Origin of the sequence: Marininema halotolerans (assembly GCF_900116235.1) — a bacterium.
Lineage (GTDB): Bacteria > Bacillota > Bacilli > Thermoactinomycetales > DSM-45169 > Marininema > Marininema halotolerans.
Genome location: NZ_FPAA01000012.1, coordinates 71,205 through 87,542, shown reverse-complemented (window position 1 = coordinate 87,542; position 16,338 = coordinate 71,205). Strand labels below are relative to the sequence as shown.

Genomic DNA, 16,338 nt, shown 5'->3' with positions numbered 1-16,338 from the left:
ACAGACTTGCGAGGGGGAAAAAACACCCCTCTCAAGTCTGTCACGCCGATTCATCCCCCACCTACTTCGTTGAGGTGGGAGTATTCTCGGCGCAATTAAGATAAATTAAAATTGAATGAAGACCCATCCACTTACAAAACGTGCATCCAATAATAAATTCTCTAACATTCAAAATCCTTCTATTCATGAAGACAAACCTCACCACATAAATTTTCAGTGGAGGTGAGGTTGATGCCAGAACTATTGGTTCAAATTGCGCTTGTCGTTGTCATCATTCATGCGGTATATGTAGTAGTCAAAGGATTTCAAAACCGAGGAAACCCGGACTGGTTTGTTGTTGTCTATCAAATATCCATCGCTGTGGTTGCTCTTTGGTTACTTCTTGGAATAAGTTAGCCTTGTCTCAGATGATGGATGTATGTTTCATTCTTCTTCTCCATACACATGTACCAAACGAATGATGGAGGTCCATATGGAAGATACATCCGTCAAAAAATCATGGATCGCCGTTCTCTTGGGGACGGCTGTCGCCATGAATATGATGCTTATCGGGTTACTAGTTGCTCGAGAAGTCATTACACTGCCACAGGCGATTCCTGCAACCGCAGAGTCTGCTGTTCCTGATTTACGGACCGAAGTGCAATTAGAGTGGGTAGGCAGCCGTACGAAGGGTGATTGGCGTATTGAGGAATATCAAAAAGTAGAAGTACAACTTGACGAAAAAGGACATATCGTTAGCAAACATCCCACCTCTGAAATGACCTATATGCGTTATTGGAATCCATCATCATAAAAAACCAAGGTCAGTTCGCTGACCTTGGTTTTTTATGCTAATCGGATGAGATTATCATCGGGAGCTGCTCCCAACATTGGCGCGTTCCCTCAATCTCCCCATCCAACAAATAACATAACCCTTGATAAAAGAGAGGTTCCTTCCATTGTGGAAACAATTGAAGGGCTGTATGAAAATGTTTGGCTGCTTCTTTTACATCTTCTTGCTCCAATAATACACGCCCTAATTGATAATAACCAAGAGAACAGGTATAGGGATCCTGGGAATCAACCACTTGGCGTGCTGTTGCCTTCGCATTCGTAAAATCACCACAATGAACGTGCCACCGTGAACGAAGAATTAACCATTGAGGATGAGACAACATCTCATCAGACAATCTCTGAAGTACCTTCTCCACTTTTTTTAGTTCTCCTTGTTGGAGTAAATACCACACATAAGTAAACAGATATTCTTTATTATGGGGCTCTAACGTTAATCCCTTTTGTAATAGCAATAGGGCTCCATCATGATCGCCTGATGCCCATTTATTCCAACTTACACCGTGGTAGGCAGAAGCCCTCTTCGGATCCGCAATCATCAGCTTTTGATACCAACGTAGCGCACCCTCGACATCTCCTGTGTCTTCAAAATCCTTCGCAATGCTCTCCATCACAATGGGGTGATTCGTCTTTTTATATACCGCAGAACGCCAAAAGCGAACGCTCTCCCACTGTTCCACTTCTTTATAACAGCAGGATAGATAGTACATTGACTCCCAATCATCCGGGTCAAGACGAAGGGATTGGAAGAATTGCGGAATCGCTTCTGGATAATTTCTCAATCGATAATAGCAGGCTCCTAGATTAAACCAGGTATCTTTACCTTCCTCATGTATATCCAATGAACGTGTAAACTGACGAACGGCCAGCTCATCTTCTCCTTTTTGTACATGGATACAGCCCAGCATATGATATGCAAAGGAGACAAACCGGGAATGCTCCGCCGTTTTCGTGACGAGATAAAATTCTTTACTCGCCTCTTCCCAATTTTGCTGTTGGAAATAACTCAGTGCTAAATACACCCGTCCAAGCAGAAAATCCGGGGCCTCTTGAACCACGCGATTAAAATAAGGCTTTGCTTCTCCAAACATCTTTAACTGATAGTAGCCTTGTCCCTGACGGAAGGAACGTACCACATGGCCTTCTAGCCAAAATTCCTCCCCAATATCCTCTTGAGCAGACTCCGTTGCTAACTCCGGATATTTTTTAGCCATTAAAGCCATTTGCTCTTCGAGGGTGATCCAACCCTCTAATACATTTTCGCAAATGAGTTGAATCTCCTTAAACTCCTCTTTTAAGCGGGAACGATCTGGCTCAGGAGCATGAGGATAACTTTCACCGATTTCTCCAAGCTCTTTGGTTAATTGCTCTAACCACTGTTGAAACATCCCAAGCCCCCCTCAATAAACACAAATTGTCTGGGTATGGTTCAGTATTTCCCTTTCATCTGTATGCATGTATGATTAAACATACTTTCAGTTTGTAAAGCAGACTGGTTTAACATTTATAATTCATCCAATCACAACAATATAATTGTTATTTATTTGATAATATTTGCCTGAATATGGCGCTGGTATGATACAATATTTTTACTTCTCATTTTTTTATAGTAGATGGAAAAAGAACGATAAGTTGGAGGAGAATCATCTATGACGACATTTATTCAATCGTTGGAACATCATCTACAAACCCTCACTCAGCGGAATATCAAAGCGTTTATAGCAACCATTCACGAGACAACCATCACCCTCATTTTACCAAATGGAAAATTGATTCAGAATCGCAATGAATTTATCCAATTTCATCAGTCCTGGATTATGGATCCTGATTGGCGCATGACGTATCAAATCGTGAAAACCATCGAATCTTCGGAAATGGCCTTCGCCTTATTATTGATTCATTATGATGATTTGGATTCCGGAGGGAACCCCTACCACAAGGAATACTATCTTCATCTCGTATTTGTGAAAGATGGAGACCAGTGGTTTTTAACTTATGTTCAAAGTACATTTAAATCGTAAGGCATGTAAAATACCCATTCATCACTTCCATTGATGAATGGGTATTTTACATATATCCTTCTGTAAATCTGCCGTTTCAATCTCCTAGAAACTATCATAAACTAATGAAACTGATTTAAGGAGCTGTCATTTTCTTGGCACGAAAAATTTTGGACTACGCTGCCAGTGTCCCCTTAAGCGTTCAATCTGGGCAGGTCTTAATTCCCACCTCCCCAGCAAGGTTGCAACTAGCCAGTGTCGGTGTCTTTATTCCCCCTTCCGGTGCGGGCGCCAATCGGGTCGAAGTCACTGCCACGGTGGGTGTAATTAAAAATGTCTCATCAAGCACGGGGAGCGTTCGCTTTCGTATCTTCCGAGACGGAGATGAGATTTTCAACGAACAACAAGACACACCCTCGGCTTCTCCTCCTGGTTTTCAAAGCTCTGTTTTTACCTTTGATACGGTAGACTTTAACGTCTCTCAAGGCTTTCATATCTACTCCGTAACTGTAGAGTCCGTCTCTTTGACAAACAGTATCATTGGACCAATTACCTTTAGTGCCTTAGCTGTAGGTACAGCGGATACGGTAAGTAATGATCAAGTACTCAACTATCAAGCGAGTGTGCCTCAAAGTGTACAAGGGGTGGCCTCTCCCGTAGCGATTCCCACATCTCCCACACGGGTACAATTGGCGGGCCTTGGGATCACCATTCCTACCAATGGTAGTGGAACCAACCGGGTTCAACTAAAAGCGACCGTCGGTGTCCAAAGTGTGAGTGGTACCAATCAATACCTGTTTCGGATCTTTCGAGACGGTAGCGAAATTTTCAATACCGAAGCTTCCATGGATACTATTAATATCAGATTCATTAGTAGTGGTTTCCACACCATTGACTTTGATGTTCCCACAGGCTTTCATGTCTACACCCTTACTGTTGAGAATCTCACGGGAGGCACCGCCCAAGTGGTCGGCCCTATCGTCTTTAGTGGCATCGTGATCGGGACAGATACCCAGATTGCCTCCAACCAAAATAATCAAGTCCTCGATTATAACGCCAGTGTCCCCCGTAGTGTACAAGTAACGGCCAGCCCTTTAGCCATTCCAAGCTCTCCCGCTCGTCTTCAGCTTGCTGGCACCGGAATATATATTCCTGCAAGCTTTGCTGGCAACAATCGCGTTCAAATCCAAGGTACCATCGGGTGTCTCTATAATATCGGCTTTGGTCAATCGCAATTGCGAATTCGCATCTTTCGAGATGGTGGCGAAATATTTAACGCCCCTTACCCACTATTTTTCACTGGAACCCCCTTTTATACCATCTCCGTCCAAACCATTGATTTTAATGTTACGTCCCTTTTCCATATATACACGATGACCATTGAGTCAACAGCCAGTAACGGCAGCACTGGGCAAGTAATCGGTCCGATTACTTTTAGTGCCTTAGCCATCGGGCCCATTGATTAAACGAACCGATCGTACCTTCTTGTTTGATGTTCCCGCTTTCTACAATTCCTTGCCGTTCCCACCCTCTAGCTCCCTCATAAACTATTCAAACGGTTACAGGGAGCTGGATAATTTTTGGCACGAAAAATTTTAGACTATGCTGCAACTGTCCCCTTAAGTGTTCAATCTGGGCAGACTTTAATTCCGACAACCCCTGCTCGACTGCAATTAGCCGATGTTGGCGTCTTTATTCCCCCATCGGCTGCGGGAGCCAGCCGTGTGGAAGTGACGGCCACCGTGGGTATATTGAAAAATACTCCTGCCAGTACAGGGCTCATTCAATTCCGAATCTTCCGCGATGGTAGTGAAATTTTTAACGAGCTACAAAATACACCCTCTCCTTCCATTCCTGGTGTCCAAAGCTCCGTCTTCACTTTTGATATGGTGGATTTCAACCTTAGTCAGGGCTTTCATATCTACTCGGTCACTGTTGAATCCATCATTAACGATCACAGTGTCATCGGACCGATCACCTTTAGTGCTTTAGCCATTGGAACAACCGATTCAGTAAGCAATGATCAAGTGATTAACTATCAAGCCAGTGTCCCGCAAAGCGTACAGGGAGTTGCCGCTCCCGTAGCCATTCCCGCCTCTCCCGCACGGGTACAGTTGGCAGGACTGGGTGTCTTTATCCCCCAAGTCAACGCAGGAAACAATCGCGTCCAACTCAAAGCCACCATCGGCGTTCAAAGTCTAATTGGCACCAATCAATACCTATTTCGAATCTTTCGGGATGGCGCTGAAATATTCAATACTGAGGCATCCATGGATACGACCAATCTCAAATTCATTGGTAGTGAATTCCACACCATTGACTTTGATGTCGCTGCTGCTTTTCATGTTTACTCCCTCACCGTTGAAAATCTGACAGAGGGTGACGCCCAAGTGATCGGACCCATCGTCTTTAGTGGGATCGTGATCGGGGCAGACACTCAGATCACTACCAATCAAAACAATCAAGTCCTCGATTATAACGCCAGTGTCCCCCGCAGTGTACAAGTAACGGCAAGTCCTCTCGCCATTCCCATTTCCCCTGCTCGATTGCAACTGGCTAGTACTGGGATCTATATTCCGACTACATTTGCTGGAGCGAACCGTGTTCAAATCCAAGGAACCATCGGGTGTCTCTTGAGTGGCGGTCCCATGAGTCAATCTCAATTACTTATTCGCATCTTTCGCGATGGGGGAGAAATATTTAATGCGTCTTACCCGTTAGCTTTCACTTTGACTCCCTTCTATACCATCCCAGTCCAAACCATTGATTTTAACGTCTCTTCGCTCTTCCATGTTTATAGCCTGACGATTGAATCGACCTCATTTGTTGGTGGCGCTGGGCAAGTAATCGGACCCATCACCTTTAGTGCCTTATCTATCGGGCCGATTGATTAAACGAACCGATCGTGGCTTCCAAAAGCAACGACACGTCGCTCTTCTACCTTCGTTGCTTTTTTGATGTTCCCTCTTTCTACAATGACCCTGTTGTTCCCATCCTCTAGATTTCTCATAAACTAATAAATGAAACTGTTACAAGGAGCTGTCGTTTTCTTGGCACAAAAAATTTTGGACTACGCTGCAAGCGTTCCCTTAAGCGTACAATCTGGGCAGACATTGATTCCTAACTCCCCTGCTCAGCTGCAATTAGCCAGTGTTGGTGTCTTTATTCCCCCAACGGCTGCAGGAGCCAACCGTGTCGAAGTGACGGCCACGGTTGGAATTTTTAGAAATTTCGGTACAAGCGGTCTTATTCGATTCCGAATCTTCCGCGATGGTAGTGAAATTTTTAACGAGCTTCAGAATACACCCTCTTCTATCGTTGGGTTTCGAAACTCAGTTTTCACCTTTAATACAGTGGATTTTAATCTTTCCCAGGGCTTTTATATTTACTCGGTTACTGTCGAATCCGTCTTTTTAACCAACAGTGTCATCGGACCCATAACCTTTAGTGCTTTATCCATCGGAACTGCCGATTCGGTAAGCAATGATCAAGTGATTAACTATCAAGCCAGTGTCCCGCAAAGTGTGCAGGGAGTCGCCCCACCCGTGGCCATTCCCACTTCTCCCACACGGGTGCAATTAGCAGGACTTGGTGTCTTTATCCCCCAATCCAATGCAGGAAACAATAGCGTCCAACTCAAAGCCACCATCGGCGTGGAAAGTGTAAGTGGCACCAATCAATACCTATTTCGGATTTTTCGAGATGGTGTTGAAATTTTCAATACTGAAGCATCGATGGATAGTGTTAATTTAACGTTTATAAGTAGTGCGTTCCATACCATTGATTTCGATGTCGCTGGTGGCTTTCATGTATACTCCCTCACCGTTGAAAATCTCACGGGGGGTACCGCCCAAGTCATCGGACCCATTGTCTTTAGTGGCATCGTGATCGGAGCAGACACTCAGATTGCTGCCAATCAAAGTAATCAAGTCCTCGATTATAATGCCAGTGTCCCTCGCAGTGTACAAGTAACGGGAAGTCCTCTTACCATTCCGTTTTCTCCTGCTCGATTGCAACTCGTTGGTACTGGGATCTATATTCCAACTACATCTGCAGGAGCCAATCGTGTACAAATCCAAGGTACCATCGGGTGTCTCTATAATGTCGGGAGTCAATCCCAATTATGTATTCGCATCTTTCGCGATGGAGGAGAAATATTTAATGCTCCCTACGTGTTATTTTTCACAGGAACTCCCTTCTATACCATCGCAGTCCAAACCATTGATTTTAACGCCTCTTCCCTCTTTCATGTTTATACCATGACGATTGAATCGACCGCGTTTAATGGTAACACCGGGCAAGTAATCGGTCCGATCACCTTCAGTGCTTTAGCCATTGGGCAGATTGATTAAACGAACCGATCGTACCTTCTTGTTTGATGTTCCCGCTTTCTACAATTCCTTGCCGTTCCCACCCTCTAGCTCCCTCATAAACTATTCAAACGGTTACAGGGAGCTGGATAATTTTTGGCACGAAAAATTTTGGACTATGCTGCCAGTGTCCCCTTAAGTGTTCAATCTGGGCAGACATTGATTCCTAACTCCCCTGCTCATCTGCAATTAGCCAGTGTTGGTGTCTTCATCCCCCCATCCGCTACAGGAGCCAACCGAGTCGAGGTGACGACTACGGTTGGTGTATTAAATAATACTCCTCCTCCCAGTACCGGGCGCGTTCAATTCCGTATCTTCCGCGATGGTGGTGAAATTTTTAACGAGCTTCAAAATACACCTTCTTCATTCTCTTCCACTCAAAGCTCGGTCTTCACCTTTCATACCGTGGATTTTAACCTCACCCAGGGCTTTCACATCTACTCGGTTACTGTTGAATCCCTCTCATTGGTAAATAGTGTGATCGGACCCATCACCTTCAGTGCCTTGGCCATCGGAACAGCGGATACAGTAAGCAATGATCAAGTGATCAACTATCAAGCCAGTGTCCCGCAAAGCGTACAGGGAGTTGCCCCGCCCGTAGTCATTCCCACTTCTCCCGCACGGGTGCAGTTGGCAGTGCTTGGCATCTTTATTCCCCAAGCCCATGCAGGAAACAATCGCGTCCAACTCAAAGCCACCGTCGGCGTAGGAAGTGTAATTAGCTTTTCTGATCAATACCTCTTTCGGATGTTTCGCGATGGCGCTGAAATATTTAACACTGCGGCATCGCTGAATCTTGTCAATGTCAGCTTCATGAGTAGTGGGTTCCACACCATTGATTTCGATGTTGCTGCTGGATTTCATGTATACTCCCTTACGGTTGAAAATTTAACGGGGGGTACCGCTCAAGTAATCGGACCGATCGTCTTTAGTGGGATCGTAATTGGAACAGATACACAGCTTGCTAGCAATCAAAACAATCAAGTTCTCGATTATAACGCCAGTGTCCCTCGCAGTGTACAAGTAACGGCAAGTCCTCTCGCTATCCCGAGCTCCCCTGCTCAATTGCAACTTGCTGGTACTGGGATCAATATTCCGACGACACCTGCAGGAACCAATCGTGTCCAAATCAAGGAACCATCGGGTGTCTCTATAATGTCCTTGCTGGGCAATCCCAATTACGTATTCGTATCTTTCGCGATGAAGAAGAAATATTTAATGCGCCCTATCCGTTAGCTTTCGCAGGGACTCCCTATTATACCATCGCAGTCCAAACCATAGATTTTAACGTCTCTCCTCTCTTTCATGTCTATACCATGACGATTGAATCAACCACATTTGTCATTAACCCTGGGCAAGTAATCGGACCCATCACCTTCAGCGCCTTAGCTATCGGGCCGATTGATTGATGATACCTTCAATTGAGGAAAGGAACATCGGGAATCCATATCCTAATGGTCTTTTCCTAGATTTAATCTTTTGTTTGTAGTGCAAACTAGTTTAAAAATAGATTTTGGGTCGTGTCGTACTTCAAAACACACGTGGATGATTTGTATTTAGTCATTAGAGGAGTGACGAGCCACAGCGATTTCTCTCGCCATTTATTCTCCCGACACGAGGGTTGAGAGCCTTACATCGAATGAATTAAAAAAACCGCCCCCCCTTGAGGAACGGTCCTTTTTTCGTTATGGGCTGAATTGGATGATTCTCTCTTCAATCTCATCACGCACCCGTTGAAAAACACGCCAGATCGCTTCTTCAGTTCCCACTGCTTTAGCAGGGTCATCAAAGCCCCAGTGTTGCCGATTTACGTGAGGGGGAGTCATCGGGCACTTATCGTTAGCATCTCCACACAAGGTGATCACATAGTCAGCATGATTGAAGATCTGTGGATCAATCATATCTGAGGATTGATTCGAGATGTCGATTCCTTTCTCAGCCATCGTCTTGATCGCCTTCGGGTTCAATCCATGTGCTTCGATTCCAGCACTATACACGTCAAATTTCTCACCTAAGTACTTCTTGCCAAACCCTTCAGCCATTTGGCTACGACAAGAATTCCCGGTGCAAAGAAAGTAAATGATCTTCTTATTTTTCATCGATCTCACCGGCTTCGTGTAAATATTGATAGATCCAAGTCGCGAATAAGGCACCCAGAATCGGAGCGACAATGTACAACCATAACGCTTGTAGGTTACCTGAAACAAGAGCGGGTCCAATCGAACGGGCGGGATTCATCGAGGCACCGCTAATGGGACCTGCAAACATGGCTTCTAATCCAACGGTTGCCCCAATCGCTAATCCAGCAAAGGACTTCACCGCTTTTCCATGTACAGCAGAACCAAGTATGACGATCATGAGCGCAAAGGTAAGGATGATTTCTAAAAAAAATGCTTGTTGCCAAGAAGAACGTGGAAGGGTGGCGCCAAGGCTTGCCTCCTGTCCGAGTATCCGTCCAACGGTCATACTGGCTACAATGGCCGCTACGGTTTGCGTAATGATGTAGAGGAGTGCTAGTTTACCTGCCACCTCTTTCCGCAACAAAAAAGCCAGGGTGACGGCTGGATTAAAATGAGCACCCGAAATGTGCCCAAATGTATAAATAAGAGCCATCACAACCGTTCCAAATACAAGCGCAACTCCTACATGAGACAGACTTTTTGTCAAATCATTAACGACAATCGCGCCAGTTCCAGCAAAAACCAGAAAATAAGTTCCAATAAATTCAGATAACAATTTTCTTCTCATCGATTCCCCTCTACTCACCGGTTGCTTTTAATCCCCTTCGTGTCGTAGACAACATGTTCACACGCTTCCTATACCATCATACACTATCCTATCGTGGGAAGGAGTTGAACCTTTCTTGGCAAGAGAGATACTGGACTATGCGGCCAGTGTACCCTTAAGTGTGCAAACAGGAGCAATACCTGTCCCCACCACCCCCGCTCGACTGCAATTAGCCTCTGTTGGCATCTTTATCCCTCCCCCTCATGCAGGGGCCAACCGAGTGGAGATTACGGCGACCGTAGGGCTTGAAAACTTAAGCTTATCGATGGTTGGGAGAGATGTCCGATTTAGGATCTTCCGGGATGGAGGGGAAATCTTTAACGAACGACAAACCGTAGAATCATCTACCCTTGCCAACTTAGACACGACCTTTACCTTTCATACCGTAGATTTTAACCTCACCCAGGGTTTCCATATCTATTTTGTTACCGTTGAATCCATCGACTTTGTCGGCAGTGTCATCGGACCGATCACTTTGAGTGCCTTAGCCATCGGAACAGAAAATGTCGCCAATCGTGATCAAATTCTTAATTATCAAGCCAGTGTACCCCAGAGTGTTCAGGGGGTAGCTCCCTCCGTGAACATTCCCAATACGCCTGCACGGGTACAATTGGCTGGATTAGGGATCTTTATCCCGACCGCCAACAATGGGAACAATCGGGTTCAACTAAAAGCCACCATTGGCGTACAACTTGTACCACCCGCATCTTCTTCATCCCTTTTTCGCATATTCCGGGATGGGGGCGAAATCTTTAATACAGAGATTTTTCTAGACAAAGTAATTTTAGATAATAATAGCAGTTCATTCCACACGATCGACTTCAATGTATCCGCCGGTTTTCATGTCTATACCCTCACAGTAGAACAAACATCGGGCCCACCTATGTCAACCCAAGTAATTGGACCCATCGTCTTTAGTGGACTCGTGATTGGAGTGGACACAACGGTCGCTACTAATCAAAATAATCAAGTCCTCGATTATAACGCCAGTGTCCCGCGCAGTGTACAAGTAACAGAAAATCCTTTAATTATCCCTGTAACCCCTAGCCGGCTTCAACTCGCTGGGACTGGAGTATTTATTCCACCAATACCGACAGGAGCCAACCGCGTCCAACTTCAAGGAACCATCGGTTGTAGAGGATTTTCTATTGGTAGCAACTTTTATTCACAACTGCGGATACGTATCTTCCGGGATGGGGGCGAAATTTTTAATGCGCCCTATGCGTTAATCTCGCAAATCAATTTTTTTACTATTTCTGTACAGACCATTGATTTTAACGTCTCACCTCACTTCCATACCTATACGATGACCGTGGAGGCAATTGATATTGCCACTGTAAACACTGGCGAAGTCATTGGACCGATCACCTTGAGTGCCTTAGTTATTGGACCGTTAACCCAATGATTAACACAACCCTTACTATTCCTTCATACTTATTATTTAAGAAATTAGTTATATCGCCACCGAACAACATTTTTTTGGTTATTGACCCTCTACCCATGTAGTCATCCACAATTCTATCTCATTGAAGGAGTTGAACCTTTCTTGGCAAGAAAGATACTGGACTATGCTGCCAGTGTACCCTTAAGTGTGCAAACAGGAGCGATACCCGTCCCCACCACCCCCGCTCGACTGCAATTGGCCTCCGTTGGTATCTTTATTCCTCCCTCTCATGCAGGGGCTAACCGGGTGGAGATTACGGCGACTGTAGGACTCGAAAATACAAATATGGATCAAGGAACCCTGCGATTTCGTATTTTCCGGGATGGTGGCGAAATTTTTAACGCATTACAAGATGTTCAGTCCTCTGCCTTTGTAAGTTTAGATACCGCCTTTACCTTTGATACTGTTGATTTCAACCTCTCTAAAAGCTTTCATATCTATTTTGTTACCGTTGAATCCATCGATTTTGTAGGCAATGTCATTGGACCGATCACTTTGAGTGCCTTAGCCATTGGAACAGCGGATACCCGCAGCAAGAATCCCCTTCTCAACTACCAAGCCAGTGTGCCTCAAAGTGTAGAGGGGGTCGCCTCTCCCGTAGACATTCCCACTTCTCCCGCACGGGTACAAATAGCAGGACTTGGGATCTTTATTCCCCCATCCAGTAAGGGAAACAATCGCGTCCAACTGAAGGCTACCATCGGGATACAACTGATCGCCACCGTCTCCAACGCAGTGCATACCTTTCGTATCTTCCGCGATGGGGGTGAGATTTTTAATACCCAGGCGACGTTGGAATTCTTCAGCTTCGAACGCCTTAGTATCGCCTTTCACACCATTGACTTTAACGTATCTCCAGGGTTCCATGTCTACAGCCTGACAGCGGAAGAAATTGGACCGTCTACAACCCAAGTGATCGGGCCCATTGTCTTTAGTGGAATCGTAATCGATATGGATACAAACCCCATCGCCAACCAAAACAATCAGATCCTAGACTATAACGCCAGTGTCCCGCGCAGTGTACAAGTACCAGGGAGTCGACTCACCATTCCAAGCTCCCCTGACCGCCTACAAGTCGCCGGAACTGGTGTCTATCTCCCGTCAACCTCAACTCGAGCCAATCGTGTTCAACTGCAGGGTACCATCGGATGTTTATTTGAGGGGAGTAGCAACGTCACTTATTCCCAGCTTCTCATCCGGATCTTCCGCGATGGAGGCGAAATATTTAATGCGCCCTATTCATTAATCCCTGTCGGATTGAATAACTTTTTTACCATCTCGATACAGACCATCGACTTTAACCTCAACTCTCTCTTCCATGTCTACTCCATGACCATAGAATCTTTAGATTTTGTTGGGACTCCTGGGCTCGTGGTGGGCCCCATTACTTTTAGCGCTTTAGCCATCAGCGTCGATTAGTCATCCAAATGAGCAAAGAACCCTTTGATTTTCCTTTGTTTCCTTACTCATTTAGATTTTCGGTTTGCCTAGCAGACTTGTTTGAAATATGTTGATGTCTCTCCTTGGAGTAGAACCAGCAACCGTGTCACTAAACGTAATTTGCCCGAATAATAAAAAACATGCCTTCCTAAAAAAGAATTGATTCGTTTATATTAATGATTTTCTTATAAAGATAAGTGGAAATTAACAAGGTTAAAAATTACATTCAAGAAAAGACTGGAATCGAAAACGCTTGGGATAATCCATTCAGACAACCTGATTTCTCTATCTTTTAAACCCTAAAGTATGAGTTAAATATCAATTAAGAAGCTATCTGATCATAACCCGCAGATAGCTTCTTAATTGATATTTCCATTATTCAGTAAAATTATGTTTGGTAACACAGTTGCTGATTCTACCCCTGGAAGAAGAGCATTCAACACCCTGCCGTTGATCAATGTTTGAAAACCATGGAAAACTGGAAGCAAGAGATCACCCATTACCATCAGTGCCGCTGACCAATGCTGTCGTAGTGGGAAGGAATAATAAGATGAAAGCCTGTCAGCGGAGACGTTATTTTACTCCTAATCGAGATCGTAACGTTCAGGGGATCTTGGTCGAATGCAACAGGGGCCATTGGGTTACTCGTTAGTCAAGCACTGATTTCTGGATTGACCCATTAATTTATAAATGACTTAAAATATTGACTAGTTTCCCAAAAGGATCTCTAACATAAAAACGCCGAACCCCCCAAGGTTCTGTAGTTGGTCCATATACAATTGGAACTCCAGTATCTTTTATACGAGTAAGAACTTCGTCTAGGTTATCAACTTCAATTGACAAATCAGGTACTGGTGTGCCTGATCCTCCCTCAGATAAAAAACTGATTTGAGTGGCCATTTTCTCATTAGATCCATAGGTTGCAATAAATCCATGGTCCATTAATTGATCAAGTCCTAGTATTTTCTCGTAAAAGTGTTTTGCTTTGGAAGTGTCCTGCGTTTCAATATTTGCAACAATTCGCTTGACTTTCAATTCTACACCTCCATTGGTATTTTGAATTTTAGTTTTCTCGTTACTCCTCAAACTTTCCCTATATAGAATAACTTCTGGATTACTACTCCAGAAACCTTTATAAAAATCCAATATTAGACCCATATCTCGAAACTGAGTCTTCAACAAACCTGCCCTTTTCATTTTATTCCTGGTTTGGCGGTAAAATCGGTCAATGCTCCATTTAAACCCTGAAGTATGAATTAAATATCAAATTAAGAAGCTATTAAAAAAGCCGTGGATCTTTGTTAGACCCACGGCTTTTTTATCCATGCCATTAAACTACCGTACCATGTACCTCTTCACCGATCATCTCAATAATTTCGTTATGATCCCCCATCAGGGCGACTTTCGGGCGATAGGTACGAGCCGTTTCTTCATCCATCATGCCATAAGCAATCACGATTACGGTATCACCAGGCTGAACCAAGCGAGCCGCTGCGCCATTTAAACAGAGAACACCGCTTCCGCGTGGACCTGGGATCACATAGGTCTCTAAGCGGGCACCATTATTATTATTTACAATCTGAACCTTTTCATTGGGTAAGATATCAACACGGTCAAGAATATCTTCATCAATCGTTACACTACCGACATAATTGAGATTGGCTTCTGTTACGGTTGCACGATGGAGTTTCGCTTTCATCATTGTTCGAAACATGGTGATTCCTCCTTCCTTGACCAGATTACATTATCAATCAGCCTCGTTTTACCAAAGCGCACCGCTAATGCGATAATGATCGGTTGGTCCGACAGGTTTTCAATGGGTTGCAAATCAGGATAAGTGAATGCCTCTACATAATCGATGTCACCCAGAGGGGCTTGTTTGAACATCTCGTGGATGGAATTCACAACTTCACTAGCATGGGAGAAGGCTCCCTGATCCAGTGCCTTCGTCACATCCAATAGGGATTGGTATAAAATCGGTGCTTGTTTGCGTTCTTCCTCAGACAAATACACATTGCGTGAGCTCATGGCAAGGCCATCTGCTTCGCGTAAGGTTGGACAAGGGACGATTGAAATTGGTAAGTTTAAATCCTCGACCATACACTGGATAATGGCTAACTGTTGAGCATCCTTTTGTCCAAAATAAGCATGGCTTGGCTGTATGATATGAAACAGTTTTGTTACCACCGTAGCCACGCCATCAAAGTGTCCAGGACGCGACGCGCCACACAGCTTATCAGATAAACCCCTTACCGTTAACCCCACCTGGTTCGGGCGCGGATACATCTCCTCCACTGAAGGGGTAAATAAAAAATCGGCACCCGCCTGTTCTGCTAATTGCGCATCCCGCTTTAAGTCTCGGGGATAACGATCGTAATCCTCATTGGGCCCAAACTGTAAAGGGTTCACAAAGATCGTAACCACTACACAATCACACGCTTGCCGTGCGCGTTCAATTAAACTGACATGGCCCGGGTGCAAATAGCCCATTGTCGGTACAACGCCAATCGTCCCCTTTGATGTTGAAAGGGCTTGACGTACCTCATCAATGGTTTCAATTATTCTCATTTGCTACCCTCTCCTTGGCCTCCGTATAATTCATTTAATATCTCATCCTTCATATGAAAAACATGATCTTCTCCTGGAAAAATCCCCGCTTTTACTTCTTCTACATACGACTGAATCCCTTGTCGTGTTGCCTCTCCAACAGAGGCATAGCTCTTCGCAAAAGAAGGATTTACATCACTACCATATTGCAGAAGATCATGATAAACCAATACTTGGCCATCACAATATCGACCCGCTCCGATTCCAATCACTGGAATTTGAATCGATTCGGTAATCCTTTTGGCTAATTCCTCAGGGACACATTCTAATACCAAACTAAAGGCACCCGCTTCTTCTAATTGCTTTGCGTCCTCCATTAGTTTTTTCGCAGTCTCAATCTCGCGCCCTTGAATACGGTATCCTCCCAATTGGTGCACGGATTGGGGAGTCAGGCCTAAATGACCCATAACAGGTATTCCTGCTTGTACACAGGCCCTCACCGACGGAAGGATCTCGCTCCCGCCTTCCATTTTCACAGCCCGAGCGCCGCCTTCTTGCAAAAGCTGACCCGCCGCACGCAATACTTCATCCTTTGATAAATGCGCATGTAAAAATGGGAGATCCGTCACAACCAATGCTTTTTTTGCACCGCGCGTAACCGCTTTCGTGTGGTGAAGCATATCACTTAGGGTAACCGGTACCGTCGAATCATAGCCCAAGACCACCATCCCTAGAGAATCACCCACTAGGATCATCTCGACCTCCGCCTCTTCCGACAACTTTGCAGAGGGGTAATCGTAGGCGGTGACCATCGTGATCGCTTCAGACTCCTTCTTCATCTTGCGCAGGGTATTTACCGTCACCATTTTCTCTCGTGCCATTTTATGGCCTCCTTTGGATTGCTCCAAAGCCAAAGGAT

At 44.8% G+C, this 16,338-nt stretch carries 16 protein-coding genes; 9 read left to right on the top strand and 7 right to left on the bottom strand.

The annotated features are described in order from the left end of the window. Positions 1-231: 231 nt before the first annotated feature. Both CHX35_RS17630 and CHX35_RS14725 read left to right on the top strand, forming a co-directional pair. Positions 232-396, top strand: a complete 165-nt coding sequence (locus CHX35_RS17630; RefSeq protein ID WP_176392107.1) for a hypothetical protein — start codon at positions 232-234, stop codon at positions 394-396. Between the two features lie 76 nt (positions 397-472). Further along, a complete protein-coding gene (locus tag CHX35_RS14725) occupies positions 473-793 on the top strand; it encodes a hypothetical protein (RefSeq protein ID WP_091838740.1) in 321 nt (106 codons plus the stop codon). 37 nt (positions 794-830) lie between these two features. Here the strand turns inward: CHX35_RS14725 and CHX35_RS14720 are convergent, their stop codons facing one another. Next, positions 831-2,219 carry a tetratricopeptide repeat protein gene (locus tag CHX35_RS14720; RefSeq protein WP_091838737.1) on the bottom strand — a complete coding sequence of 463 codons (1,389 nt, stop codon included), beginning with the start codon at positions 2,217-2,219 and terminating at the stop codon, positions 831-833. Between the two features lie 261 nt (positions 2,220-2,480). Here CHX35_RS14720 and CHX35_RS14715 point away from each other — a divergent pair, with 261 nt between their 5' ends. The 5 genes from CHX35_RS14715 to CHX35_RS14695 all read left to right on the top strand — a co-directional run bounded on the left by CHX35_RS14715 (position 2,481) and on the right by CHX35_RS14695 (position 8,437). Beyond that, positions 2,481-2,852, top strand: a complete 372-nt coding sequence (locus CHX35_RS14715; protein ID WP_091838734.1) for a YybH family protein — start codon at positions 2,481-2,483, stop codon at positions 2,850-2,852. Positions 2,853-2,986: 134 nt separating this feature from the next. Then, positions 2,987-4,297, top strand: a complete 1,311-nt coding sequence (locus CHX35_RS14710; protein WP_091838732.1) for a hypothetical protein — start codon at positions 2,987-2,989, stop codon at positions 4,295-4,297. Between the two features lie 114 nt (positions 4,298-4,411). Then, entirely contained in the window at positions 4,412-5,725 is a 1,314-nt protein-coding gene (locus tag CHX35_RS14705) for a hypothetical protein (RefSeq protein WP_091838729.1), read from the top strand. Positions 5,726-5,881: 156 nt separating this feature from the next. Beyond that, positions 5,882-7,183: a hypothetical protein gene (locus CHX35_RS17625; protein ID WP_176392106.1), complete on the top strand. Its 1,302-nt coding sequence runs from the start codon at positions 5,882-5,884 to the stop codon at positions 7,181-7,183. Between the two features lie 114 nt (positions 7,184-7,297). Further along, entirely contained in the window at positions 7,298-8,437 is a 1,140-nt protein-coding gene (locus tag CHX35_RS14695) for a hypothetical protein (protein WP_091838727.1), read from the top strand. A 449-nt stretch (positions 8,438-8,886) separates the two neighbouring features. Here the strand turns inward: CHX35_RS14695 and arsC are convergent, their stop codons facing one another. Continuing rightward, on the bottom strand, positions 8,887-9,300 hold the full coding sequence (arsC, locus tag CHX35_RS14690) for an arsenate reductase (thioredoxin) (protein WP_091838724.1): 414 nt from the start codon (positions 9,298-9,300) through the stop codon (positions 8,887-8,889). Continuing rightward, positions 9,290-9,949: an MIP/aquaporin family protein gene (locus tag CHX35_RS14685; protein ID WP_091838722.1), complete on the bottom strand. Its 660-nt coding sequence runs from the start codon at positions 9,947-9,949 to the stop codon at positions 9,290-9,292. The genes arsC and CHX35_RS14685 overlap by 11 nt, the downstream gene beginning before the upstream one ends. 115 nt (positions 9,950-10,064) lie before the next feature. Here CHX35_RS14685 and CHX35_RS14680 point away from each other — a divergent pair, with 115 nt between their 5' ends. Together CHX35_RS14680 and CHX35_RS14675 are read left to right on the top strand one after the other, a co-directional pair. Next, on the top strand, positions 10,065-11,393 hold the full coding sequence (locus CHX35_RS14680; RefSeq protein WP_091838719.1) for a hypothetical protein: 1,329 nt from the start codon (positions 10,065-10,067) through the stop codon (positions 11,391-11,393). Positions 11,394-11,534: 141 nt separating this feature from the next. Continuing rightward, positions 11,535-12,851, top strand: a complete 1,317-nt coding sequence (locus CHX35_RS14675; protein ID WP_091838716.1) for a hypothetical protein — start codon at positions 11,535-11,537, stop codon at positions 12,849-12,851. Positions 12,852-13,556: 705 nt separating this feature from the next. Here CHX35_RS14675 and CHX35_RS14670 read toward each other — a convergent pair. From CHX35_RS14670 to panB, 4 genes are all read right to left on the bottom strand, one after another. After that, positions 13,557-13,907, bottom strand: coding sequence for a VOC family protein (locus CHX35_RS14670; RefSeq protein WP_091838760.1), 351 nt, complete (start codon positions 13,905-13,907; stop codon positions 13,557-13,559). Between the two features lie 295 nt (positions 13,908-14,202). After that, positions 14,203-14,586 (bottom strand): aspartate 1-decarboxylase, encoded by a 384-nt coding sequence (gene panD, locus CHX35_RS14665; RefSeq protein WP_091838714.1) that lies wholly within the window; start codon positions 14,584-14,586, stop codon positions 14,203-14,205. Beyond that, a complete protein-coding gene (gene panC, locus CHX35_RS14660) occupies positions 14,571-15,440 on the bottom strand; it encodes a pantoate--beta-alanine ligase (RefSeq protein ID WP_091838711.1) in 870 nt (289 codons plus the stop codon). Before panC ends, panD begins: the two co-directional genes overlap by 16 nt. Continuing rightward, positions 15,437-16,300: a 3-methyl-2-oxobutanoate hydroxymethyltransferase gene (gene panB, locus CHX35_RS14655; protein ID WP_091838757.1), complete on the bottom strand. Its 864-nt coding sequence runs from the start codon at positions 16,298-16,300 to the stop codon at positions 15,437-15,439. The genes panC and panB overlap by 4 nt, the downstream gene beginning before the upstream one ends. Between the last annotated feature and the right edge of the window lie 38 nt (positions 16,301-16,338).